17 protein-coding genes are annotated in these 24,823 nt (G+C 38.6%); 3 read left to right on the top strand and 14 right to left on the bottom strand.

Going from position 1 to position 24,823, the window contains the following annotated elements; all coding sequences use genetic code 11:
• Positions 1 to 2: 2 nt before the first annotated feature.
• Entirely contained in the window at positions 3 to 1,526 is a 1,524-nt protein-coding gene (locus ACZZZC_RS05990) for a RagB/SusD family nutrient uptake outer membrane protein (protein WP_463486741.1), read from the bottom strand.
• 31 nt (positions 1,527 to 1,557) lie between these two features.
• Positions 1,558 to 4,824: a SusC/RagA family TonB-linked outer membrane protein gene (locus ACZZZC_RS05985; protein WP_463486740.1), complete on the bottom strand. Its 3,267-nt coding sequence runs from the start codon at positions 4,822 to 4,824 to the stop codon at positions 1,558 to 1,560.
• 303 nt (positions 4,825 to 5,127) lie between these two features.
• On the opposite strand from ACZZZC_RS05985, the gene ACZZZC_RS05980 reads away from it, so the two are divergent.
• Positions 5,128 to 6,432, top strand: a complete 1,305-nt coding sequence (locus tag ACZZZC_RS05980; RefSeq protein WP_463486739.1) for a peptidoglycan DD-metalloendopeptidase family protein — start codon at positions 5,128 to 5,130, stop codon at positions 6,430 to 6,432.
• A gap of 8 nt (positions 6,433 to 6,440) precedes the next feature.
• Positions 6,441 to 6,863, top strand: coding sequence for a secondary thiamine-phosphate synthase enzyme YjbQ (locus ACZZZC_RS05975; protein ID WP_463486738.1), 423 nt, complete (start codon positions 6,441 to 6,443; stop codon positions 6,861 to 6,863).
• 103 nt (positions 6,864 to 6,966) lie between these two features.
• Here ACZZZC_RS05975 and ACZZZC_RS05970 read toward each other — a convergent pair whose 3' ends face one another.
• The 3 genes from ACZZZC_RS05970 to ACZZZC_RS05960 all read right to left on the bottom strand — a co-directional run bounded on the left by ACZZZC_RS05970 (position 6,967) and on the right by ACZZZC_RS05960 (position 10,485).
• Positions 6,967 to 7,944, bottom strand: coding sequence for a YihY/virulence factor BrkB family protein (locus tag ACZZZC_RS05970; RefSeq protein WP_463486737.1), 978 nt, complete (start codon positions 7,942 to 7,944; stop codon positions 6,967 to 6,969).
• Between the two features lie 383 nt (positions 7,945 to 8,327).
• Complete coding sequence (locus ACZZZC_RS05965) at positions 8,328 to 9,647, bottom strand: alpha/beta hydrolase (protein WP_463486736.1); 1,320 nt, start codon at positions 9,645 to 9,647, stop codon at positions 8,328 to 8,330.
• Positions 9,648 to 10,068: 421 nt separating this feature from the next.
• Positions 10,069 to 10,485, bottom strand: a complete 417-nt coding sequence (locus tag ACZZZC_RS05960; protein WP_463486735.1) for a VOC family protein — start codon at positions 10,483 to 10,485, stop codon at positions 10,069 to 10,071.
• Between the two features lie 232 nt (positions 10,486 to 10,717).
• Here ACZZZC_RS05960 and ACZZZC_RS05955 point away from each other — a divergent pair, with 232 nt between their 5' ends.
• Positions 10,718 to 11,704: a GlxA family transcriptional regulator gene (locus ACZZZC_RS05955; protein ID WP_463486734.1), complete on the top strand. Its 987-nt coding sequence runs from the start codon at positions 10,718 to 10,720 to the stop codon at positions 11,702 to 11,704.
• A 208-nt stretch (positions 11,705 to 11,912) separates the two neighbouring features.
• Here the strand turns inward: ACZZZC_RS05955 and ACZZZC_RS05950 are convergent, their stop codons facing one another.
• The 9 genes from ACZZZC_RS05950 to ACZZZC_RS05910 form a co-directional block, all read right to left on the bottom strand.
• Positions 11,913 to 12,302 (bottom strand): LiaF transmembrane domain-containing protein, encoded by a 390-nt coding sequence (locus ACZZZC_RS05950; RefSeq protein ID WP_463486733.1) that lies wholly within the window; start codon positions 12,300 to 12,302, stop codon positions 11,913 to 11,915.
• 150 nt (positions 12,303 to 12,452) lie between these two features.
• Positions 12,453 to 13,133 (bottom strand): ribose-5-phosphate isomerase RpiA, encoded by a 681-nt coding sequence (gene rpiA, locus ACZZZC_RS05945; RefSeq protein ID WP_463486732.1) that lies wholly within the window; start codon positions 13,131 to 13,133, stop codon positions 12,453 to 12,455.
• A gap of 428 nt (positions 13,134 to 13,561) precedes the next feature.
• Entirely contained in the window at positions 13,562 to 15,850 is a 2,289-nt protein-coding gene (locus tag ACZZZC_RS05940) for a GH92 family glycosyl hydrolase (RefSeq protein ID WP_463486731.1), read from the bottom strand.
• A 102-nt stretch (positions 15,851 to 15,952) separates the two neighbouring features.
• Positions 15,953 to 16,624, bottom strand: coding sequence for a basic secretory protein-like protein (locus tag ACZZZC_RS05935; RefSeq protein ID WP_463486730.1), 672 nt, complete (start codon positions 16,622 to 16,624; stop codon positions 15,953 to 15,955).
• 199 nt (positions 16,625 to 16,823) lie between these two features.
• A complete protein-coding gene (locus ACZZZC_RS05930) occupies positions 16,824 to 17,495 on the bottom strand; it encodes a basic secretory protein-like protein (protein ID WP_463486729.1) in 672 nt (223 codons plus the stop codon).
• 4 nt (positions 17,496 to 17,499) lie between these two features.
• Positions 17,500 to 18,480: a basic secretory protein-like protein gene (locus ACZZZC_RS05925; RefSeq protein WP_463486728.1), complete on the bottom strand. Its 981-nt coding sequence runs from the start codon at positions 18,478 to 18,480 to the stop codon at positions 17,500 to 17,502.
• Positions 18,481 to 18,645: 165 nt separating this feature from the next.
• A complete protein-coding gene (locus ACZZZC_RS05920) occupies positions 18,646 to 20,478 on the bottom strand; it encodes a RagB/SusD family nutrient uptake outer membrane protein (protein ID WP_463486727.1) in 1,833 nt (610 codons plus the stop codon).
• Positions 20,479 to 20,488: 10 nt separating this feature from the next.
• The gene (locus ACZZZC_RS05915; protein WP_463486726.1) at positions 20,489 to 23,692 is read right to left on the bottom strand and encodes a SusC/RagA family TonB-linked outer membrane protein; all 3,204 of its coding nucleotides are present in this window, start codon (positions 23,690 to 23,692) and stop codon (positions 20,489 to 20,491) included.
• 28 nt (positions 23,693 to 23,720) lie between these two features.
• Positions 23,721 to 24,281, bottom strand: coding sequence for a discoidin domain-containing protein (locus ACZZZC_RS05910; RefSeq protein ID WP_463486725.1), 561 nt, complete (start codon positions 24,279 to 24,281; stop codon positions 23,721 to 23,723).
• Positions 24,282 to 24,823 lie beyond the last annotated feature (542 nt).

The following is a 24,823-nucleotide window of genomic DNA, read 5'->3' as shown; positions in this document are numbered from 1 at the left end:
AATTAATATCCTGGGTTTTGGTACATTTTTGCAGGATCTAACTTGAACTCATCAAAAGGAATAGGGAAATATCTATCTTTTGTGGTGAAATTACTCAACTTTGCATTGCCAAAGTTAGCTTGAGATTTTGCTCTGAAATAAGTAACCAGTTCAGCAGTGGTAAAGTTACGCAGCAAATCAAACCACCTGTGGTTTTCAAAAGCCAACTCTACCCTACGCTCATGTAAAATTGCCAGTTTTAGTGTTGGATATTTTGAGCTATAAGCCGCGTTGTTACGTGCCACAGCGTATAAAGGCACACCAGCTCTTGCCCTAACCATATCCAAATATTGTATCGCAACCGCATCATTGCCTTGCAACATATTCACTTCTGCCAACATTAAAATAATATCTGCAAAACGCATTAAAGGAAAATTATTTCCGCCGTAGCCGTTAACCGTTGCCGCTTCACTAGCATCTCGGTATTTGGTAATAAACCAATCCAGCACTCTGGTATCAGCAGCATATTTAATAGAGAAATCTTTACGTGGATCGCCGGTTTCATAATCTAAAACTAAATCAGGAGTTACGTTGCCTCCAACTCCAGTTGGTGCTCTTCTCGAATTAATGGTTTCGCCGAAAGCCTGGTTATTTGCGGCGATGCTCGAAGCGTAAGTGATGTTTCCCTGAAGGTTTACTATTTCGAATATTACCTCTGGATTGTTTGTTCTCTTCGTTACATCAAACACATCTGCATAAGGAATAGCTGCAAGTGTGTTGAAAGTCTTCAGGTTGTACGCTGCTAATAAGTATGTATTTGCATTGGTTAAATTCTCTGCTTTGCCATTTTCTAACGTAGTGGCCATCGTTAAATAAACCTGACCTAGCAAACCATTTATAGCAGCTTTAGAAGCTCTGCCTGCTAGAGCACCCGTAGCCAAGTTTGGAAGATTACTATTTAATGCATCTTTCAAATCAGTTACAATTTGTGCATAAACCGTTGCTTGTGGTTGTCTGAAAGTATTTTCAACCACTTCATTATTACTCGTTAATTGTTTGGTTACCAATGGCACATCGCCCCATTTTCTTACCAAATGAAAGTAGATTAATGCCCTAACAAATTTTGTTTCTGCCAGGTATTGGGCTTTCAAATTGGCATCAGTAAATGGCACTTTATCAATATTCGAAGTAATTACGTTACATCTGGTAATGGTGGAATAAAGACTTACCCAATGGTTTTTTAAATAAGTGTTACTGGGTAGAATACTAAAATCTCCAAACTGGAAAGGCTCTCCTGCATTCGATTGATTATCGTTTATACCGGTATTATCTGAACGTTGCTCTGTATACAAATTGCTGCTTTCTCCAATGTTGTTGCTGCTTCTTAGTGATTGATAAACACCATTTACGGCAAGCAAAACATCATTTGGCGAAGTAAAGAACTGTTCAACCGTTACCGCATTGGGGTCGGTTTGTTCAAGGAAATCTTTTTTACAGGCTGATAAAGAAATCAAGCCTACAAAAATTAAGAATATACTTTTTTTCATTTTGATCTATTTTAATGATTTCAGGGCTAGATTAAAAAGTTAATTTAATACCTAGGTTATAGGCTCTGGCCAATGGATAATTACCGTAATCTACACCCGGGGTTAAGTTTGCACCGGCATTATAATCTACTTCAGGATTGTAACCTTTGTAATCGGTAATGGTGAATGCATTATCAACACTTCCAAAAACTCTTATATTTTCTACATGAAGGGTTTTGGCAACCATTTTAGGGAAATTATAACCTAATGTGATGTTTGTACACCTTAAATACGATCCATCCTGTACATAAAATGAGGACAAACGCGTACTGTTACTTTGCGTACCTGCACGGGAAGCACGGTAATTTAAACCGCTCCCTGGATTTGCTGCATTACGGTACCGATCTGCAACTTCTGCATATTGATTGCCTGATCCTTCAAAGTTATAGAGGTAATAATCCTGACCATCCAACACATCGTTACCTTGCGATCCATTGAAAGAAGCCCTGATATCAAATGATTTATAATTTGCATTCACTGCGAAACCGTAGGTAAAATCCGGGTAAGGGTTGCCAATTACTTTCTTATCAGCATCGTTAACAACGCCATCGCCATTGGTGTCTTCAAAATACAAATCGCCTACCTTGTAAGGATTAGATTGTGCAGAAGATGGTGCAACTTTACCTAATAATTCTGGTGTTACCCTACCAGCAACCTGGTAACCATAAAACATACCAATCGATTGACCTTCTTGTGTAATATGCGTAATGTACTGTCGCTCTGCACCCACACTAAAAATGGTGCTGTTTCCACCCAAATTAAGCACTTTGTTGCTGTTAAAAGAGATATTTCCGCTTAAGCCTAAGTTGAAATTATCGGTGCTGACCACACGACCGTCCAATTGGAAATCGAAACCTTTATTTCTGACTTTACTATCTCTTAAATTAGTTAAAATGCTTGATGAGCCAGAAATTGCAGAAATAGGCTGGTTGAATAATAAATTGTAAGATAAACTGTAATAGTAGTTGGCAATAAAAGAGAGGCGACCATTGAAGAAACTTAAATCCGTACCGAAATTGTATTGTGATGTGGACTCCCAACCCAGGTTCTGATCTTTAATACCGCCAGCCCAAACTGCAGTTGCAATCGCATTTCCAAATACAACACCACCTGGGCTGCTCATGGTTTGCGTATGGTTGTTATCGCCAATATTGTTGTTACCGCTTAAACCCCAACTTGCTCTTAATTTAACGGTAGAACCTTTACCAAGGAAGTCGTTATACCAGCTTTCTTGAGATAGATTCCAGCCTGCCGCTGCTGATGCAAAAGCACCCCACTTATTGTTTGGACCAAACCTTGATGAACCGTCCATACGGAAAGTACCACTCAAATAGTATTTGCTATCGAAATTGTAGCTGGCACGACCAAAATACGACAATAAGGTGGTGACGTATTTATTTGCCGAATTCAGCACAAAATCTGTATTCGCGGCACCTTTATCGGATATTTCACCGATTTTATCGCTTGTAAAACCCGTTGCGGTTACCCTTACTAAATCACTTGTGGTACGTTGAGCAGAATATCCACCCAAAATATCCAGATTGTGTTTGCCAAAAGTTTTGTTGTAATCCAATGTAAATTCGGCCAGCTTATCTACCTGTGTTAAGTTTTGGGCTACTGCATTTGCAGCCGCAATTGATGATGGAGAACCGGGTGCATTTCCGCCACCGTTACTTAAACTGGTGGGGCGGTAATAATCATACTTTTCACTGTAGTTGTTCGTACCTAAATTGGCCTTGAAATTTAAACCAGTTAAAATTTCGAAGTTGGCATAAGCATTATAAGTATTTCTGTTTCCAAGACGATTAACTTTCGTTTCATTAACCGTTGCTACCGGATTTTCTAAACCTTGATAACCAAATTGATTTGCCAAAGCAGACATGCCATATTTTATCGGGTTACCGTTTGCATCTCTTGCAGGCAGGTATGGCAAGTAAAGCAATGCCGACATCATCGGACTAAAGCGACCTTCTCCAACCTCTTTATTATTGGTTTGCGTAAGCGAGATATTGGCGCCTACTTTTAATTTTTTACTTACCTGCCCTTCAATATTCGAGCGAAAATTTAAAGCCCGCATAGCGGTATTGGTTACAATGCCATCTTGATCCTGGTATCCACCACTTACAAAGTATTTAATGTCTTTGTTTCCACCAGAAAATGCCAGGTTATGGCGCTGGAAAAATGCGTTTCGATACAATTCATCCTGCCAGTCGGTATTAAATGCAGGTGCCTTTGCCGTTTGACTAGCAAAATCATAAATATCTTCGGGTATACTTACCGATGATCCATTACCGACATTGGAAGTTCTGGCGGTGTTATTGTCAGAAAACATCGAATCATTCCAGGTTTTGCCGGCATTTACTACTAAATCTTTATAAGCGTTGTTTCGGCCATCAATCATCAGTTGAATAAACTGCGATGCATCCAATAGCTTCACCTTTTTGTGCAATTGAGTTACCCCAGCTTGCACATCATATTGGAAACGGCCTTTACCATCCTTACCTCTTTTAGTGGTAATCATCACCACACCACCAGAAGCCCGTGAACCATAAATAGCAGCTGAAGCCGCATCTTTCAAAATATCAATGGTTTCAATATCTTCAGGGTTGATGAATACATTATTTCCAGAAGGATAACCGTCTATTACATATAACGGATTTGAACTTGCATTGATTGAACCTACACCCCTAACCCGAATTTTAGTTCCGGCGTATGGTGCACCACTGGTTTGCGATACCTGCACACCAGCAACCTTACCTACTAAAGCCTGACCAACCGTTGGCGCACTCAGATTCATTTCGCTTGCCTTTACACTGCTAATGGCCCCTGTTACATCCGATTTTCTAATTTTTTGATAACCGATTGCAACTACCTCATTTAAGGTATTGTTACTTTCTTTTAATTTAACATTAATCGTTTTACTTCCTGAAACTAAAATTTCCTGCGTTTCGTATCCAATAAATGAGAAAACCAAGGTCGCACCATTGGCCACATCTATCGTAAATCTTCCATCGCCATCGGTTGAGGTTGTTCTTTTGGTTTGTTTGTCATAAATGCTAACGCCCGGAAGTGGCTGGCCTTTTTCATCTGTAACTGTTCCGCTAATAGCAGCCAGGCGATTGTTTAATTTAACGATTGAAGAATTTTCGCCAGAAATAACGGCAAAGGCTGTGGAATTGCAAAGAGCCAATAAACCAATGGGCACAAGCATTTTCCTACAGGTATGTTTAATACCTGCTGCTGAAAAAAATGATATCATCTTTTTTGTATTAGTTTGTTTTTAGAATTTAATATTTGTTGATGTTTTGAAGGGTTGTAAGCTTTAATTTACATAGGCTAATTATTTTGGCAAAAGCTATTCGGAGCGCCTTTTACGGACGCAAAACTAGGTGTGTACTTTTAACACTATGTATGGAACATATTAACTCTACAATAACAACAGCCGGGCATTGTTAAGCCTGTGTTAAATAATTTTCAATCGATAAAATTAAGTTGCTGAACGGGAGTAAGATGATGAAAACTTGTAGTGCGAAATTTTGTTTCCTTAAGTAAATCATCCGGTATGCAGCTACGTTTTATATTTATTTTCTTCGTCTATATCTCGCTCGTCTCTTGTAAATCAGGCACTGTCAATTTATTTAAAGCGGCTAGCCCGCATGAACAATATAAACGCAAACTAGAAACCGCAGGACTGGATAAAACCGCCATGGGATCAGCTTGGATTAATGCCTCATCGGCCAGCATGCAGAAAGCACTGACCATCAAAATTCCTTACAAGGAAACGGGTTATTTTGACGCTGGAAAAATTCCAGCAGCCGCTTATCAGTTTTCAGCCACAAAAGGACAAAAACTCACCATCAGTTTGGAGAAAAAACCTGCAGCATCAGCGCTTTATTTGGATCTGTGGTACCTTGCCGATATCAACAACCCAAAAAGAATCGCTTCGGCTGATACCCTTAACAGTCCCATCCAGCATGAAATTGAGGATACCGGAAATTATTTGATCAGATTGCAGCCCGAACTATTACAAAGTGTGGAATACACGATAACCATTACTACTGGCCCATCGCTGGCTTTTCCGACCACATCAAAAAGCAAAAGTATTGGCAGTTTTTGGGGCGATGGACGAGATAACAATGCCCGTAAACATGAAGGCGTTGATATCTTCGGACCGGCGAGAAGTCCGGTTTTAGCGAGCGCCGATGGAACCATCACCCGGGTAAATGAAAATAATTTAGGCGGAAGAGTAGTTTGGTTACGCCCAAAAGGAAAAGATTACACCCTCTATTATGCGCATTTGGACAAGCAAATTGCAGTGGAAGGTCGGGAAATAAAACTAGGAGATACCTTGGGTTTAATGGGGAATACGGGGAATGCAAAAACTACCGCTCCACACCTTCATTTTGGCATTTACACTTTCGGTGGCGCAATAAATCCCTTACCGTTTATCGATCCGGTTACCAAAACCCCAGCTAACATTTCTGCCGCCATTTCGAACCTGAACAAAACTTTGAGAACATCATCGAAAAGTACTTTCTATAGCTCCACCCAAAAAAGTGGCACTATCGCAACGCTAAATTCGGGTACAATTATTAACGTCAACTCCGCAACAGAAAATTTGTATAAAGCGGAACTGCCTGATGGAACTACTGGTTTTATCGACAGTAAATCGCTTGTTCAAACTACCAAACCATTAAAAAAGATAAGAATAAATATGAACCAGCAAAAAGTGTTCGATCAGCCAGACAGCCTTGCAGCAGTGAAGCTGAATTTAAAAACTGGAGCCACGGTAAATGTTTTGGGTAATTTCAACAGCTATCAATTAATCAGCGATGAAAATTCGCAAATTGGCTGGATAGTTAAGTAATTTTGGGCATGAAGATATTTCAGCAAGCCTTTGCGCTTCGAGAGAGAAGACGCGGTTTCCATATCATTACTGACGAAATAGAGGATGCGCTTCCCGAAATTTTAGAACTAAAGGTGGGAATCTGTCAGGTATTTATTCAGCACACCTCCGCTTCGCTAACGATAAATGAAAATGCAGATCCAACGGTTCGTATGGATTTTGAAATGTTTTTTAATAAAACAGTTAAAGAAAACGATCCGGATTATGAACATGATTACGAAGGATCGGATGATATGCCAGCGCATTTAAAATCGGCACTTTTGGGAAGTTCGGTGACTATCCCTATTCGTAACGGAAGATTGGCGTTGGGTACCTGGCAAGGTGTTTACCTCTGTGAACACCGCAACAGAGGCGGCCAAAGAAAATTAGTGGTTACGGCCTGGGGTGAATAAATATGTTCGTCATTGCGAAGCCAATTTTTCATTTGGCTGTGGCGGCAACCGCATTTACATCTTAAATCATATTTCTCGATTGTGAATGAGGAATTGGTCGAATCTATTTATCTTCTTCTTTCTTTACTTGTTCTACTATCTCAGGATGATTATCCTGAATCGATTTTCTGGTTGACTCCACCTCCACTTCTTTTGTGGTAACAGCATAGTGTGCCGGGTAAATTTCCGATCCGTAGGCAATGGCATAAGCTTTAGTAAATTCTGCTCCAAAATATAAAATGATTGAAGAATAATAAGTCCATAAAAGTACAATAATTAATGACCCTGCTGCACCATAAGTACCCCCAACATCGCTTTGTCCAATATAAACGGATATGGCAAACTTACCAATCATAAAAAGCACAGCCGTTACCACAGCTCCGGCCAAAACATCTTTCCATTTGATGATGGCATCTGGCAAAACTTTAAAGATAACTGCAAAAATTAAAGTAATTACGCTCAAGGTAACCACCAGGTTAATCACATAAAATATGTAGAAAGAAACATCGGCAAAGCGGGCTTGGAGCCTGTCGCTAAATCCATCTAAAACTGATGATATCGCTAAGGAAACCAATAGTACAAAGCCCAAACTGATAATTACTGAAAAAGATAAAAACCTATTTTGTAGCATTTTCACCCAACCATGTTTTGGCTTGGCTTTTAAGCCCCAAATGGTATTAATTGAATCTTGTATATCGCCGAAAATAGTGGTAGAACCAATAAGCAAGGTCACAATACCAATGATTAGGGCAATAGTACCTTTGTCATCCAAATAGGCATTTTTAATTAGTTCTTGTAGTGAGGTAGCTGATTCGCGACCGAGAAAACCAACTAATTGTTCGTACACCTTACCTTCTGCAATTTCTCTACCTAAAAAGATGCCGCATAGCGAAATGATCACAACCAATAGCGGAGCCATAGAAAACACGGTATAATACGCAAGAGAACCACTTAGCTTGGTTACTTTATGATCGCCAAAGCCAGTAAATGATGCTTTTAATACGCCCCAAATTCCTTTTAATGTTACCTTTTGCTTTGCCATAAATACGTAGAGTAAGATGAATGATCTAAACTCTAAACCGTGTATATTTTGAATTGTTTGTATTTTATCGATTTATCAGAACAGGAATTCGATATCCAGCCACTTATTCTTTGACATGGAGATGCTCCAACTAACATTCAAAACATTCTTTCGAACCGATTTATAGATGATGATTATTCAAACGGTTTTGAATATAGCAGATACGATTGTGTTGAGATTCTCACTAAAAATTAAAGAGGCTGTATCATAAATAAGAATGTCATCCTGAGCCTGTCGAAGGGTTTGCGAAATACGCCTTTTGGGCGTTTCGACAAGCTCAACGTGACAAAATTCAAAGATAAACTGATTTATGAGACAACCTCTTGGTAACGAGTATTCTTTATTTATTTCGCCTTTATCCAAACGGCCAGGTCATTTACCAAACCTTCAGATACATTTACCGGTGTTTGATATTGGCCCATACTTCCTTTTTCTGTTTGCGGACTTAACAAGTGATTCAAATCAGGATAATATTTTAACGTGGCATTCTTTTTCTTCGATAACGCCGAATTCCATAAATCGAAATCAGTTTTGCTCACCTGGAAATCATTTCCACCTTGCAGCACGTAAATCTTTTTAGTTAAACTTTTAGCGGTATTCACCTGATTGTAAGTATTTAAATCGACCCAATACTTAGCAGGCAAACCCAATATAGATGAATCTGGTTTGATGGTGGTACCCAATTGTGTGATTCTGCTTTTATTGATTTGTACGATGGCATCATCCAGATATTTTTTGTTTTCTGCAGTCGTATCCTTCGACAAATCGAACATATATTTGTTTTGTTCTGCAATAATATCACTCAACTTTCTGGCAGGGGCAGCAGCCAATATAATTCCAGTTACATCTGGAGAAGTTGCTGCAAGTTTTGGTGCCAACATGCCACCTAAACTGTGGCCAAAAACATAAATGCTTTTTGGGTTTGCACCTACAACGGCTTTAGCTGCTGTAATTGCTGCTGCTGCATCGTCCAAAACCTCTTCTTTTACAGTATAAGGTTTCGAAAATTCATTAGGATAAACTAGAGTTCTTTTTACATAACGAACAGAACCAATACCTTTGGAGGCCAAACCGCCTGCTAAATCTTTGAAAGGCTTATTGGCACCTATAGTTTCGTCCATATCGCTGGGGCCCGAACCATGCACAAAAACCACCATCGGAAAGTTTTTTACATTCTTAGGCGTGGTTACTATTGCCGCTAACTGCTTGCCGGCAACACCTACATACACCTGTTTCTCGCTATATAAGTTGGTATCAGCATAAACCGGTTTTGCATAAGCCACATTACTTTTAGCTGGCGCAAGGAAAATACCGACAATTTTTTGTGCTTTATTAAACCCAAGAATAAAATTTTGTGCGCCGTTAGCAAATTTTCCTTCAACAGTTACTGCGAAAAACTGGCCTTGTGCTTTACTTTGAATGGCATCGAAACTTTCTGCCTTACCATATTTGGTACCTATATCAAACCAAAGTTTCTTTAAATTTTCTTCACTGAGTTTTGTTTTTAAGGTATCATCAAAAAATGCATGTGCATCATTAAATTTCTCTTCCTGTAGCACTTTAAAAAAATCGTTTGCGCTGTTAAACAATTGTATTACATTCTGAGAAAATGCTGTAGTGGTAAACAGCAATGCAATAACAAATAAAATACTTCTCTTCATCATAAATCTTGTGTCGGTTTGGAATTCACAAGTATCAAAGTTAAGAATATTTGCCTTTTAAAAAGGGATTAATGAAGGGAGAATAGGTTTTAACGTTTTTTAACATTCCACCTCTCTACCATAAAGTTAGCGGTAAAATACAATCACAAAATACGCTTCGTTTTTTTCAAATTTATAGGTGACTCATATATATAAAAATAGAGTCTGTAGGATTTATTCAGCACCAAATGCACCTGGCTGGAGTATTGCCTTTTAACGCTCCCACGTTAAAAACCAGAACAATTTTGGCCACTTAGCCCTGGGCGAAGCGGTACCCTGCAGCAAGGTGGGGAAACCACCGAAGCGAAGCGTACAAGCAAAGCACAGGAAGAAAGAAAATAGCGAGAACAAGCTTTGCGCTTCACAAAATGGGAATCAAACGTTTTTAAATATATTTTTTATCGAAATTAATTAGCCAGGTATTGCCAAATCGATCTACTAAATCGCCGAACAAGGCGCCCCAAAAAGTTTTCTGTAATGGGTTTACTGGTATCCCTCCTTTTGAAAGTTTTTCATAAAAGGCTATTGTTTCTTCTTCCGAATCGCAATTTAGCATTAGTGAAACCGCATTGCCCTTGACCAAACCAGCATCAACCACCATATCGGTTCCCATAATTACTATCTCGTTGGAGGTAAGCACCGCATGCAAAATTTTATCTGCCATAATTTGAGGCATATTGCCTGCCATTGGCGATTCGCCGATGCTTTGAAATGTTAACTCGCCACCAAGGCAATCGTGGTAAAAGCGCATGGCCTCTCTACAATTTCCGTTAAAGGTTAAATATGAGTTGATGTTAGCCAATTTAGTTCCTCCTTTTAATCTCCAACCATGCGGCGCAAATCGCGACTTTGTTGATATTGTTCGATTCCATACTCCCCCGAATTTTTAGCTTGAACAAAAATAACTGCTTAATGTAAGACCAAAAGAAGAAGAAACGACAATTATTGGGGTTGTTTACGACAAAGACCGTTGTTATATTTGTTTAGTCGAAACCGATGAAAAACAGGTAGATAACCAAATACAAAAAAATTGAATGAAACATGTATCGATTTTAGTTCCGGAAACTGCTGTCATTGAAGCCATCGCGGATCCTAGATATTTATTTACTGCAGTGAATGAATTTTTACAGGCATCTGGAAAACAACCGCTTTTTAAAGTGGAGCTTGTCGCCGCATCAAAAGAAGTAAGATTAAACAATAATCTGTTTTCGGTCCACCCAGATAAGCTTTTAGAAGATATAGATCAAACTGACTTGATTTTTATACCGGCCATAAGCGGAAACGTGAATAATGCAATTGAATCAAATGAAATCCTTTTTCCATGGATTGTAAAACACCACGCCCGGGGTTCGGAGGTGGCATCACTTTGCATGGGTGCATTTTTATTGGCATCTACAGGTTTGTTAGACGGTAAAAAATGTTCTACGCATTGGTTATTTTCCAGCCAGTTTAGGGCCATGTTTCCGAACGTAGATTTAGTTGATGGAAGTATTATTACCGAATCGCAGGGAATCTACTCCAGCGGAGGCGCCAACTCCTACTGGAATTTACTTTTGTACCTGATAGAGAAATATACGGACAGGGATACCGCGATTTTAGCAGCTAAATATTTTGCGATAGATATTGATAGAGAAAGTCAGCTGGCTTTTATGATGTTTCAAGGCCAAAAAGGTCATGAAGATGAAAAGATAAAAAAGGCGCAGGAGTTTATTGATGGCAATTATCAGGAAAAAATTACGGTAGACCAATTGGCCGATCTCCTGGCTTTAGGAAGAAGAAGTTTTGAGCGCCGTTTTAAAAGTGCCACGAAAAATACAGTAATCGAATATATTCAACGGGTTAAAATAGAAGCCGCCAAACGGAGCTTTGAATCGAGCCGAAAAAACATCACTGAGGTGATGTTTGATGTGGGCTATACCGACAATAAATCTTTCAGAGATGTTTTTAAAAAAATTACGGGTTGTACACCAATTGAATATAGAAATAAGTACCATAAAGAAGTTCCGGTGTTGCAAGCTTAACTTTTTTTCAAAAAAAAGATACCACCATACAATAATTTCAATTCTCAGCGTTTATGTATGTGAGAGCGTTAATTTAGATGACGGGGATACTGCCTTAATGGTGGGATCCCCGTTTCTTTTTGCAGCAGTTTTTTCGAAATTATAGGGCATAAAAAAAGGGATAATTTTATAAAATGTCCCTTTTTGATATATGATGGAGGTAAGAATTTTAGTTGTTCACATCAGAAAAATCAGCAGTTTTCTTTTGAGTATAATCATTAACACTTTTCAATCTTTTTGGTTTTAATATTAAGTATAAACCTACTCCAATAAAGGCTAAAGCCGCTGTAATTCTGGAGATTTCAAAATCGAAAACAACAATATGCTTTAATGTAAATATTGCGCCGATAATAGTTAATGCCAACCAGCTACTGCCTTGATAATTTTTACGGTAACCTAGCCATAAGCCAGCGCCTAACATAATGGTATGCCAACTTAAAATCCAATGTGGAATATCTAAACCTGAATTTCTTAATAAGAATACTGTTCCGATAGCGACAATTAAAATGCCCAACCCTAATTGTTTATCTGCTTGATTTTTTTTGAAGAAAGTTTCCATAACCGTTTTGTTTTATGATTCAAATGTATCACAGAAACAGGAGGTGGGAAATGGCTTTCCTCTGAATAAGTTTAAAACGTCGGTAAGTGAAACAAAACCGTCGGTTAAAATATTTTTATTTTTTTGAAGGAGGTCATTTTCTCGGTAAAATTATTCGAAAATGATAATTTCATCACCTTTACTCATGATCACAGTAGAAGTAAGCTCAATGAACAGCCCGTGAGCGAGCAAACCATCAATTTGATTCAGTTCGTGGCTTAATTGAGTAGGATTATTGATGAGTCCGAAATTTGCATCGATAATAAAATTACCATTGTCGGTGATGAAAGGCTGGGAATTTTTAATTCTTTTATTTCCTTTACCCCCTAGTTTTTCTATTTGATTAAAAACGTATTGGTAGGCTAACGGGATCACCTCAATTGGAACGGTAAAAGCGCCTAGTAGAGTCACTTTTTTTGAAGCATCGGTAACAATAATTGATTTTTTGCTCAAGGATGCCATAATTTTTTCGCGGAACAGCGCTCCTCCACCACCTTTAATCAAATCGAGCGATTCGGTAAATTCATCAGCACCGTCGATACTAATATCAATAGATGATAAATCGCCAAGTGGGAGAATTTCGATACCAAAAGATTTAGCTAATTCTTCGGTATGAATAGAACTTGTGGCGGCTTGAATTTTAAAGCCATCTTGTACCATTTTACCGAGTTCTTTTATAGCAAATGTTGCCGTAGAGCCCGTACCTAAACCAACTAAATCTCCTTCTTTTACAAATTTTATTGCGGCTTTAGCTGCAGCTAATTTTTCAGCATCTTGTTGAGTGGTTTCCATGGAAGTAAAAATAGAGAATTATGCGTTTTAGTAGCCACAGATTTGCAGATTATTTTTGTGCTATTACTATTATTTTAAGCGATTAAATCGCTTTGTTATTAATGCGCTCGTTAGAAACGAGCGCAGGCAAGAATTTCGGCAATGCTCACGCTCGTTTCTAACGAGCGTGGAATAGTTAATCGTATTTTACGATTGTTTCAAACGATTAAATCGCTTTGTTATCGATGCACTAGCTAGAAACGAGCGCAGGCTAAAACAAAAAAATTATTGCCATTAAGCAATAATTCCTTTTTTTAACGTTTATATAATTGAGAGCGTTAATTTAGATGATGGGGATTCTGCGATAATGTGGAATCCCCATTTCTTTTAGATCTTATTTTTGGGTTAAAAATCGGACTGAAGGTAGCAAGCTTCAGTCCGATTTTTTTTTATCTCTCCGTAGACATAGAGTAAGGGAAATCTACAGGTTTTGAACCTCTAACTTTATTTGGCGTTGCTCCCATGCTAAAGTTTAACACAGCTCCCTTTTGCAATCCACTGTGGCTGATCCAATTTTTAGAATATGGCTTACCATTCATTTGCAGCGACTGCACATAACGGTTGCTATCGCTGTTTGCAGCAGCATTAATAACCACTTGTTTACCGTTCTCTAGTGTTAGCGTTACCTTTTTAAATAATGGCGCACCTAACACATATTGATCAACCGCAGGCGTTACCGGATAAAATCCCATAGCTGAGAAAACATACCATGCAGAAGTCTGTCCGTTATCTTCATCTCCGCAATAACCATCTGGCGTAGCTTTGTACATTCTATTCATCGTTTCGCGAACCCAATATTGTGTTTTATAAGGTGCACCCCCATAATTGTACAAATAAATCATGTGTTGAATCGGCTGGTTTCCATGTGCATACTGACCCATGTTTGCAATCTGCATTTCACGAATTTCGTGAATCACACCCCCATAAGCACTTTCATCAAACACTGGAGGCATAGAGAAAACTGAATCCAGTTTGGTTACAAATTTATCGTGACCACCCATCAGCTTCGCTAATCCATCAACATCCTGGAAAACTGACCAGGTGTAATGCCAGCTGTTGCCTTCTGTAAATGCACCACCCCATTTAAAAGGGCTAAACGGACTCTGGAAAGTACCATCCTGATTTTTGCCTCTCATCAATCCCGAAGCCGGATCAAAAAGATTTTTGTAGTTCATTGCTCTTTTTTTGTAGATATTAATCTCTGAAGCAGGTTTACCTAAAGCTCTACCCAACTGATAAATCGTAAAATCATCATAAGCGTACTCTAACGTTTTGGCCGCATTTTCATTTTTCTTCACATCAAAAGGCACGTAACCCAATTCATTGTAGTACTTCACGCCATCACGACCAACGGCTTCCACCGGACCTTCATTATTGGCACCATGTTTTAGTGCATCCCATAAAGTTTGAATATCGTAGCCACGCAAGCCTTTAATGTAAGCATCAGAAACTACCGAAGCCGAGTTGTTACCCACCATAATGTTGGCATAACCTGGGCTGCTCCATTCTGGCAGCCAACCACCTTCTTTATAATCATTAATTAATCCTTCCTGCATCTCTTTGTTAATGGATGGATAAACCAAGTTTAAGAAAGGATATAATGCTCTGAATGTATCCCAGAAGCCAGTTCCAGCGAACATATAACCAGGAAGTGTTTTGCCATTATAAGGGCTCCAGTGTACAACTTTGTTACTCGCATCAACCTCATATAATTTATTCGGGAAAAATAATGTACGGTATAAGCAAGAATAAAAAGTACGCATTTGATCAATTGAACCACCTTCAACCGCAATTTTGTTTAACGTTTTGTTCCAGATTGCTCTTCCTTTAGCTTTTGTAGCATCGAAGCCATCGTTCGCCAATTCTCTTTTTAGGTTCAAATCAGCTTGCTCAAAACTGATAAATGATGAAGCTACTTTAGCAGTAACCTGCTCACCCTTTTTAGTACTGAAACCAATGATGGCACCGCTATGATCGCTTTCCAATTCCAGTTCATCATCTTTAAGATTTTTGCCGCTCCAGGTTTTAGCCAGTTTAAAATCTTTGTTGAAATAGACTACAAAGTAATTTTTAAAGTTTTTTGGTAATGGACCACGGGCGTATTTAGTAGTGTAACCAATAATCTTGCGTTCAGCAGGGATAATTTTAATGTACGATCCTTTGTTTAAGGCATCTACAACCACATAAGAACTATCCGTTTTAGGAAAGGTAAATCTGAATTGAGCAGCTCTTTCCGTAGGGGTAATTTCAGTGGTTACATCTGCATCAGCCAGATAAACACTATAATAGTAGGGCTTGGAAACTTCTGCTTTATGGCTAAACCAGCTCGCACGGTCGTCTTCATTGAACCTTAATTTACCAGTAACAGGCATAATAGTGAAAGCTGCATAGTCGTTCATCCATGGCGAAGGCTGGTGCGTTTGTTTAAATCCACGGATTTTGTCAGCATCATAAGTATAGGCCCAGCCATCGCCCATTTTGCCGGTTTGTGGCGTCCACATATTCATTCCCCATGGTAAACCGATGGCAGGATAAGTGTTTCCGTTTGATAAACTAGGTTTAGATTGTGTTCCCATTAAAGGATTGATCCAATCTACCGGATCGGTAATTTTGCCAACTGTTTGTGCAAAACCAGCAGTAGCTGCAAAGCTTAACAGAGCGATAAATAACTTTTTCATTTATTTGGTGTGTTTGAGATAATATTGAGATTATTGTTAACAGTCGCTGACCGTACATTTGCTGATGCAATAATCATCATTGATTTTTATGTTGATATGAGTTTAAATTTCTGGATTTTTGATGTAATCAGACCAAAGCGTATCTAAATCTTTACCTGTTAATTTAGTCCAAATGTCAGCTTTATAGCTATGATCTCTTAATGATTTATCGACAGCCTTGATGGTTCCTGCTTTTACATTTTTCTCTATCCAGGCAAAAAAACGAGCTGTAATTCTGTAGCTGTTTTTGTATGTATGTTCTGGTTTTAAAGCAGGTAGCGTCCATTTGGCACCAGCATTGTCTACACCAAATTTATATCGGGCATAATCTGCAATGCCTTCGGTTAACCAGCCTGGCCCTACACTGCTACCATAATCCTGAACAATATGCATCACTTCGTGAGTAACTACATCAATATCTTCTGGGTGTTTTACCATCCAAATAGAACTGTAAGTTACCACGCCATTGGCCGTTGCGGCAACACCTTTGTATGCTGTATCAACGAAGAACTTAACAGTTTTCAACGTTTTAGGATTATATTCCTTTGCTAATTCAGGATAGACCTCAAAAAAAGTTTCGATCATGCGTTTTTTTAGTTGTGGATCGAGTGCTGCAAAGTTACTTTCAAACGTTAAAGTATAGCCTTTACGCTTAATCATTTCTTGTGCTTTTAAATGAAATAACGAGGCGCTTATTATGGTAAATAAGAATATCAGGACTGATGTTTTTTTCATTGGATATCTAAGTTTTTGTTGTGGTTAGCATTATTATCCTGCAAAATAAAAATAATATGTAAAACGTTTTAGTAAACTGCTATTTATTTTTATAACATTTTTGATTGGGAGAATTTAAAGGCTAAAAAAAACCTCAAACGATAAAAGAGCCATCGAGTATTAAATCCGTTGGCTCTTATATATTCATTTCGAAATCACACTAATCTATATCCTTATTTGTAAGATATAAGGCCCATAATTCGTCAACATTCTTCCCAGTAATTTGCTTCCACGAATCGGATGTGTAGGTATTATTTTTAAGTTGTGTATTAAGCTGAGCAATGGTATTTGGCTTTTGGTATTTATCTACCCATAGTAAGAATCGGGCAGTTACCCTATAGCCCATTCTGTAATGTTGCCTAGGATCAACTGGAGGTAAACTCCAATCTGCTGCAACATTATTAAGTCCATACTGAAACCGGCCACAATCTGCCAGGCCTTCTAAAAGCCACTCCGGACCCATCGCTTTAAAATCTTGCACAATATGCATCAGCTCATGGGTAACCAGATCGGTATCTTCCTGATGCTGCGATAGCCAGTTGGCACCAATCAATATTTTGCCCTTGCCTGAAATAGCCACTTTTTTATAATTGGTATCAATAGAAAGGATAACCGTTTTGGTGGCATCTGGATTAAAAGCCTTAACCATTTTAGGGTAAACCTCGAAGAAAGTATTGGCTAGTTTTTGCGCCAATTCCTCTGTGATAAATGTGGAGTTATCTAAAAATTCAAGGGTATATTCCCCACGTTTGATCCGTTGATCACCTTGTGCAAATGTTTTTGAGTTTAGTAGAAAAACAATGAAAGAGAGTATTAAGATAGATTTTTTCATATGATTATTTTGATTTTTTGTCGCTGTATTTTAATTCCACCTGATTCGGGTTTTTACTGTAATCTTCCCAAAGTTGATCAATAGTTTTACCCGTTAAGTTTGTCCAGGATTCTCCTGTATATTGGTGGGCTCTTAACTGCTGATCCAATGCCGCAATTAAACCCGGTTTCACATTTTGCTCCAGCCAGGCGAAGAATCTGGCTGTAATTCTATAGCTATTGGTATAGCTCTGTTTATCATTAAATGCGGGCAAACTCCATTTTGAACCCACATTATCAACGCCATTTTTATAACGAACATAATCGGCAATTCCTTCTGTTAACCATACCGGACCAGCCGAATAGCCGTAACCCTGAACAATATGCATCGTTTCATGTGTAACCACATCAATATCAGTTGGATGTGCCTTCATATACCCTGCGCTAAACAAAATTCTATTACCGCTGGCTTCTGCAACCGCTTTATAAGCCGTATCAACCACAAAAAGGACATCTTTAGTCGATCTATTATTGAAGGTTTTAACCAGTGTTGGATAAATTTCAAAATAAGTATCGATTAAATTTTGTCTTACCGTTGGATCCAGATTTGGATCTTTGCTAATGAATGTAAGCCTATAACCTTTCTTCTTCTTGGTACTGTAAAAAGACCAGCTTCTGGTTAGAGCTACCTGCAACTCCTTATTAATCTTTTTTAAAGGTTTTCCTTTGATCCAATCGCTGTTTACTTTAATCTCTCCTGCTTTCGCTTTAATCGTTTCTGTTTCGCCATTGGCGATTTCGAGCACTACATCACGTTTCGTTCGGTAACCATCAGCTGATGCGAAATAAGGGTATTGCATATTAAAAGCTAATGTTAAATGGCTTTTCGTTTCAGCACTTAATAAATTTGAAGGATCGGAGATTGTAATGGCAAATTCTCGTTTTTTCTGAGCCAATGCACCTAATGAGCAGGAAATCAGAACGAAAAGCAATATTCTTTTTATCATTATTTTTGTTTTTATTTTAACTACCACCATTCGAGGTATCATTTATTGATGATCTGCATTTAAAACATCAATAGAATTTAAACTGAATGAAGTTATCGAACTAATATTAAATCAATTATTCTTTATAAATAAAAAAACACCGGGCCTAAACCCGGTGTAAATTATTTACCAACCTGTATTTTGAACAATTACAGGAACTTTTTGAATTTCTCCATTTGGTATTGGCCACAGATAGTGTTTCTTTTGAAATACCCTATTTTCAACCACCACCGGAGTAAAAAATCCTGGTGCATTTTGTGTAATGTTTAAGCCTCTAATTTGAGTATCAGTTGTTTCTGCAATCTTCCATTCTCTGGTATAGAAATAACGATCCCACTCAAAAGCTAACTCCACACGTCTTTCTCGGCGGATAGCTTCTCGCATATTTGCAGGAACTGCAATTGCTCCTGCGCCGCTTCCATAAGGGGCGATGCCCGCTCTTGTACGGATTCTGTTTAGGTACACGAGAATATCTGGATCAGATGGATTGGATTCTTGCAATGCTTCGATATAATCCAGATAAATTTCTACCAATCTGATCACAGTGAAAATCGGTCTACCAGTTGTCCATCCTGCAACAGTAAGGTGCTTTCTTGATGTGTAACCCGTTTTTGTATAGTCATTATTCGCAATAGCACCTTTACCAGCATTACCGCTATTGGTAAAATCTGTAATGATGTTTGATTGAGGATTGATCCATTTACGGCCACTATAAGTAATGCTCGAGTAGAAACGCGGCTCGCGATTTACGAACATATTGCTGATTGACCTGGTCGCATTTTGATCATTGGGATCGGGGGCCTGATAATTAGAAAATCCGTTAGCAGTATAGGTTGGATCATTTTCTATCGGTAAGCCATTTGCTGTAAAAAATGCATCAACCAGTTGTTGCGATGGAGATAAAAATGAGCCGCCTTTATCACCTCCGGATGCACCGTTATGATTCGGCGCCAATGAATATTGGTAAAGCGTTACATCACCACCTCTACCAAAGATGATTTCTGAATTCCATCCATTTAAAAACACATCTCTTGTAGCGATAAAAGCCCTGTTGAAAGCTGTGTTTGGCAAACCAGATGGTGTTGCCGAAATATTATAAAGTGCATAGCTAGAGTAATTTGGATTATCTAAAAATGCTTTTGCAGCAGTAGCCAATTTGGTCCATTTTGCTACACTGTATGTTTGATTGATCAATTGTTTTCCATCTTGATTTCTCAAACCAGCGTAATCTGCGTTTCCATTAAATAACGGACGAGCAGCCGTTAGCAGTGTTTTAATTTTATAAGCGTCGGCAACTGATGCTGTGATGTGACCAAAATCTTCATTTGCCTGTGGTGTAGCTGGAAGACCTGCCGCTGCAGCTGTTAACTCGCTTACCACATAATCTACACATTCATCCATCGAGTTACGTGGCTTACTAATGGCTTCAAGCGGTGCATCCGATTGAATTGGCTCATTACCCAATAAAACCACAGGGCCGTATTGTCTGATTAAATGGTAATAATAAATCGCCCTAAGTGCTCTAGCTTCATTTAAATAACGGGTTACCAAATCGATACCACCAATATTACAATCGGTACATTTGGCAACATTGGCCATAAATGTACTAGCCGCCTGAATACCGCGGTAATAGTTTTGCCAGTGATAATTCACTTGTCCGCTGGTTGCATCCCAGGCACCGGTATTAACGTTTTCGGTGAAATTTGGCAAGGTGTAATCTGCTTCATCAGATGCGGCTGTCCAAGGACCACTATTGCCCAATGCACTTGGTGAACGATCTTGATTTTGATCAGGTAAAGTTGAATAAACGTTTGCTAACGCCTGATCTACAGTGCTTTTTCTTTGATACTGTTGTTCGAATGTCAACCGATCATCAGGCACTTGATTCAAAAATTTCTTACAGCCGTAATTACCAATGATCAGTAAAGTCCCAACTGTATATATAAATATCTTTTTCATGCTGTTATTATTAAAAATTAGCGGTTAAACCCAAAGAGTAGTTAGACGTTAGTGGATAACGGGTACCATTATTTGTGTTAAGCTCTGGATCCCAGAGTTTAAATTTACTGATGGTAAACACGTTGTATCCCATGCCGTAAATTCTTAGGCGTTTGATACCTAATTTTTTGATGCCTTCTTTTAGGGTGTAACCGAAATCTGCGTTTTTCAATCTAATGAAACTGATATCGCGAAGCCACCAAGTACTCGACTGATAGTTGTTACTATTTGTTCCGCCGTACGATAAACGAGGATAAACAGCATCTTGACGAGGGTTGGTTGGCGTCCAACGATCTGCTGCAACCGCTAACATATTGCCTAAACCACCAGAGTTTGCGAATGAAGGAATGTTTAAAAGAATATCGGCATTATCCTGACCTTGGAAGAATAATCCGAAATCGAAGTTTTTGTACGTTAACGAGAAACCAAAACCATAAGTAGTACTTGGAAGATCTCCTCTACCAATAATTGTTCTATCAAATGAGTCGATTTTACCATCTCCATTTAAATCCTTATATTTTATATCACCTGGCATTAGGGTACCAAACTGCGTTGGACTTGCATTGATTTCTGCCTGACTATCGAACAATTTCTCGGCGATATAACCTACACGGGTAGCTGCCAGCACATTAAATCCACGTTGTTCCATCCACGGGTAAGCTTGTGGCGCCTGATCGTTTTCAATTACTTTATCTTTATTAAATGTAACGTTAGCTCTTAAGTTTAAGCCCCAATCCTGACCCAACTGTGCATCATATTGAATCGTTCCATCGATACCTTTATTTTCTACCACACCGAGATTTCCAATTGGCGTGTTCGCCAGGCCAATGTAATTTGGCACTGTTCCCCTGGTAATGAATTGATTTTTTCTCCTCTCCTGGAAGAAATCGACAATTAATGATAGGTTATTGTTAAATGTTTTTAACTCGAATCCTAAATCCTGTTTACGTGTTTCAGCCCAGGTTACATCTACACCATAAGCCGTTACTCCTAAACCACCCGGAGAAATGCCTCCATTTTGACCGAAAGTATAACCGCTTGCACTGCCTACCTTGGTTAAATAATAAAAACGTTGACTTTCATCAATTACATAGTTTCCGCCACTGCCTCCACTACCAACAATACCATCAGAATAGCGGAATTTAACCATTTGGATTGCATCTTTTAATGGCTCAAAGAATTTCTCGTTTGATAATAGCCATCCCAAACCAAATGCAGGGAAAAATCCGTAGCGTTTATCTGGCGCAAAGTTTTCAGAACCATTATAACCTACGTTTGCTTCGAAGAAATACTTATCATCATAAGCATAAGTAGCACGACTGGCAATACCTTGTAAACGATATGGGAGCGAAAGCGTTAAATTACCTGCAAATGGCGTAGTATTATCATTTTGGTTATACAACAATAAACCCGTTACGGCATGTTTACCAAAAGTACGGTTGTAATTAATGGCAGCCTCCACATATATTTTCTTATCTCCACCATTACCAATACCATAATTTAAAAATTCCTGGCCTTGAAGGATCAACCCATATTTGTAGCCCGAAGCTGGATTTCCAGGTACGATATAGGGATCGTTAGGATTAATTCTATACAAACTTTCTCTTCTGGTTCTGTTCACCGAACTATTGGTATTCACATCAAACGAGAACATGGTTGTAGCTGATAAACCCGGAGTAATTTCTTTTAAATCCTGAGTTAAACGGATGTTCGAATAAAGCTGAGTGCTGTATCCTACTCTATATCCATTTCTGGTTACATCACCATATGGGTTACGTTGATCGGCCTGTGGACTGATTCCTGGTAAACTTCCGTTCGGATATAATATCGGGAATGAAGTTGGATTGATTAAAAACGCCTGATTAAAAATATCTTGTGCCAGCAAGTTACTTGGATAACTGGTTTGGGCCAAAATCCCTTTAATCCCTAGATCTAACTTAGTAGTACCGGTAATATCCCAGTTTAAGTTAGCACTTACATTATAGCGTTCAAAATTTTGTTTAGCAGCATCATTTACGGCCTCATCGGTTTTAAATAAACCATTTTCGCCATAATAACCTAATGAAACATAATATTTTGCATTACTTACACCACCAGATAAGTTGGCGGTAACCGATCTGTTTCTACCAAAATCCCTGTAAATGGCGTCGAACCAGTCAACATTTGGATAGAGAATTGGATCTGCACCCGATTGCGTTTTTTGGATGGCATCAATAGAGTATGCTGGCGTAAAAGCACCTGCAGCACCAGCTCTTAAATAGTCAGAATATTTGGCTTCATTGGCTAAATTCATATAATCTACCCCATCAATCAAATCTGGTTTTTTAGTGAATCTGCTAATGCCTTCGTAATACTCCACATTAATACGAGGGGCGCCAATTTTACCTTGTTTGGTATTGATCAAGATTACCCCATTTGCACCGCGAATACCATATACGGCAGTTGCAGCAGCATCTTTTAGTACAGTGAAGTTTTCTACATCATAAACACTGATATCATTTAGGTTACGGTTTGGAACCCCATCAATAATTACCAGCGGGCCTCTATCGTTTGCGGTTAAAGAGGATACTCCACGAATAAAAATATCTGAGCCGGTAGCACCAGGCTCACCATTTCTTGATACGTTTACCACACCCGGAATACGACCAGCCAACAACTGACTCATACTAGAAACTGGTTGTCTTAGTTCTGATGCTTTAACTGATGACTGTGCACCAACTAAGCTTTCCTTTTTCTGCGTACCGAAACCTACAATTGCAACCTCTTTCAAGTCTGCACCTGTAGTTTCTATTAAACGGATATCAAGCACCGTTTGCGTACCTACTGTAATTTCCTGGGTATCGTAACCTACATAAGTAATAACAAGTACAGCATTTTGATCTGGCACTGTTATAGTAAAAGCACCATTTACATCGGCTGCAGCACTAATAGATGCGCCCTTTACTTTAACTCCTGCACCTGGTAATGGTAAACCAGCAGCATCTTTAATAATACCACGGATCACGATATCGGCTTTGGCCTGCGATAGCAAAACCGAACTATTTATTTTAATAGCAGATGCGTTGGCTGTAGCATAAAAACCGCTGCTCAAAGCCAATGCAACTGCAATAGCCTTTGAAGCAAAATTTTTAAACCTGAGCTTACCCTCCGTTAAATTTGTAAGTTTTTTCATCATAATTTTTTGTTAGTATAAATTGTTCAGGTTATTGTTGTTCTTCAGGTACTTCAATTAAACGCCATTCTGATAACTGGAAAAGCGAACCACTCCCAACAGCAGAAATGCTGATGCGATAATGATTGTAAAGCACTTTGTTTTTAAAGCTGTAAGTTTTCGTCAGGTTACGACCAGAAAATGTTTCGCCAGTTCTGGTGTCTAAATCAACCCAAGTGGTTCCATCTGTAGATCCACTAAACTTCCAATCTTTCGGATCTCTGCCAGGTGCATCACCACCCGATGTTAAGGTGTAAGAAGCCACTTGTTGAGGTGATGGAAAAGATAATTGCATGTAGAAATTAGTCTGATAGGGATTGATTAAAAATTTCGAATTGAAATCGTTATCAATCACTTTCGCAGACCCTTCGCCTCCTGAGGATCCGGCGCCATTTTCGATGTTTACCGATAGTATTGCTTTTGCGGTAACATCTACTTTGGCCTTCCAGGTAAAAAGATCGACGGTAGGATATTCCTCCTTACCACACCCAAGAAGCAAGGTAAATACTGCAAGAAGGCAGAAAGCTTTCTTAGCATTTTGAAAAAAAATCATAATTAATAAATTAAAATTGTTAGTTGGTTGCGTATGAGAATACAGCAGATAAAACCTTTTGCAGAATTTTTAAGAATTTAGCACGCAAACTTCGTCCACATGAATACATTACGTGGTTCTTTAGCTTTATCGCTATTTCCAACGTAAAAAGTATTCACTCAAAAATTACTTACCCTGATATCGAGCAACTTGATGATGATTTTAATTTTTGAAAAATCAATCCGGCTCTACTTGTCAGGCAGCTTATTTTAAGGATTAAGATATACCATAACATCACTAATCTTTTACTATTAATGAGTCTTGATAATTATTGAATTTCTGTAGTTCGTTTGGTAACTTCTCTAATAAGAATCTGATTTAGGTAATTTAATCGCCATATCATTCGAGATGTTAGTTATGCATCTCTACAATCCTTCTTGCTGGAAAAAGAATTGCGATCGTTCATCCTTATCAGGGAAATGGTGTGAGTTTGGTTTTTTTCATATTGGTTGGCTTAGGTTGTTGGTTAAATTATATTAAGCTTATTATTGGAACAGGGATAC

It is taken from the genome of Pedobacter sp. AC212 (assembly GCF_979258625.1).
The sequence above is the reverse complement of the archived record's forward strand: the minus strand, read 5'-3'. Positions and strand labels throughout refer to the sequence as shown.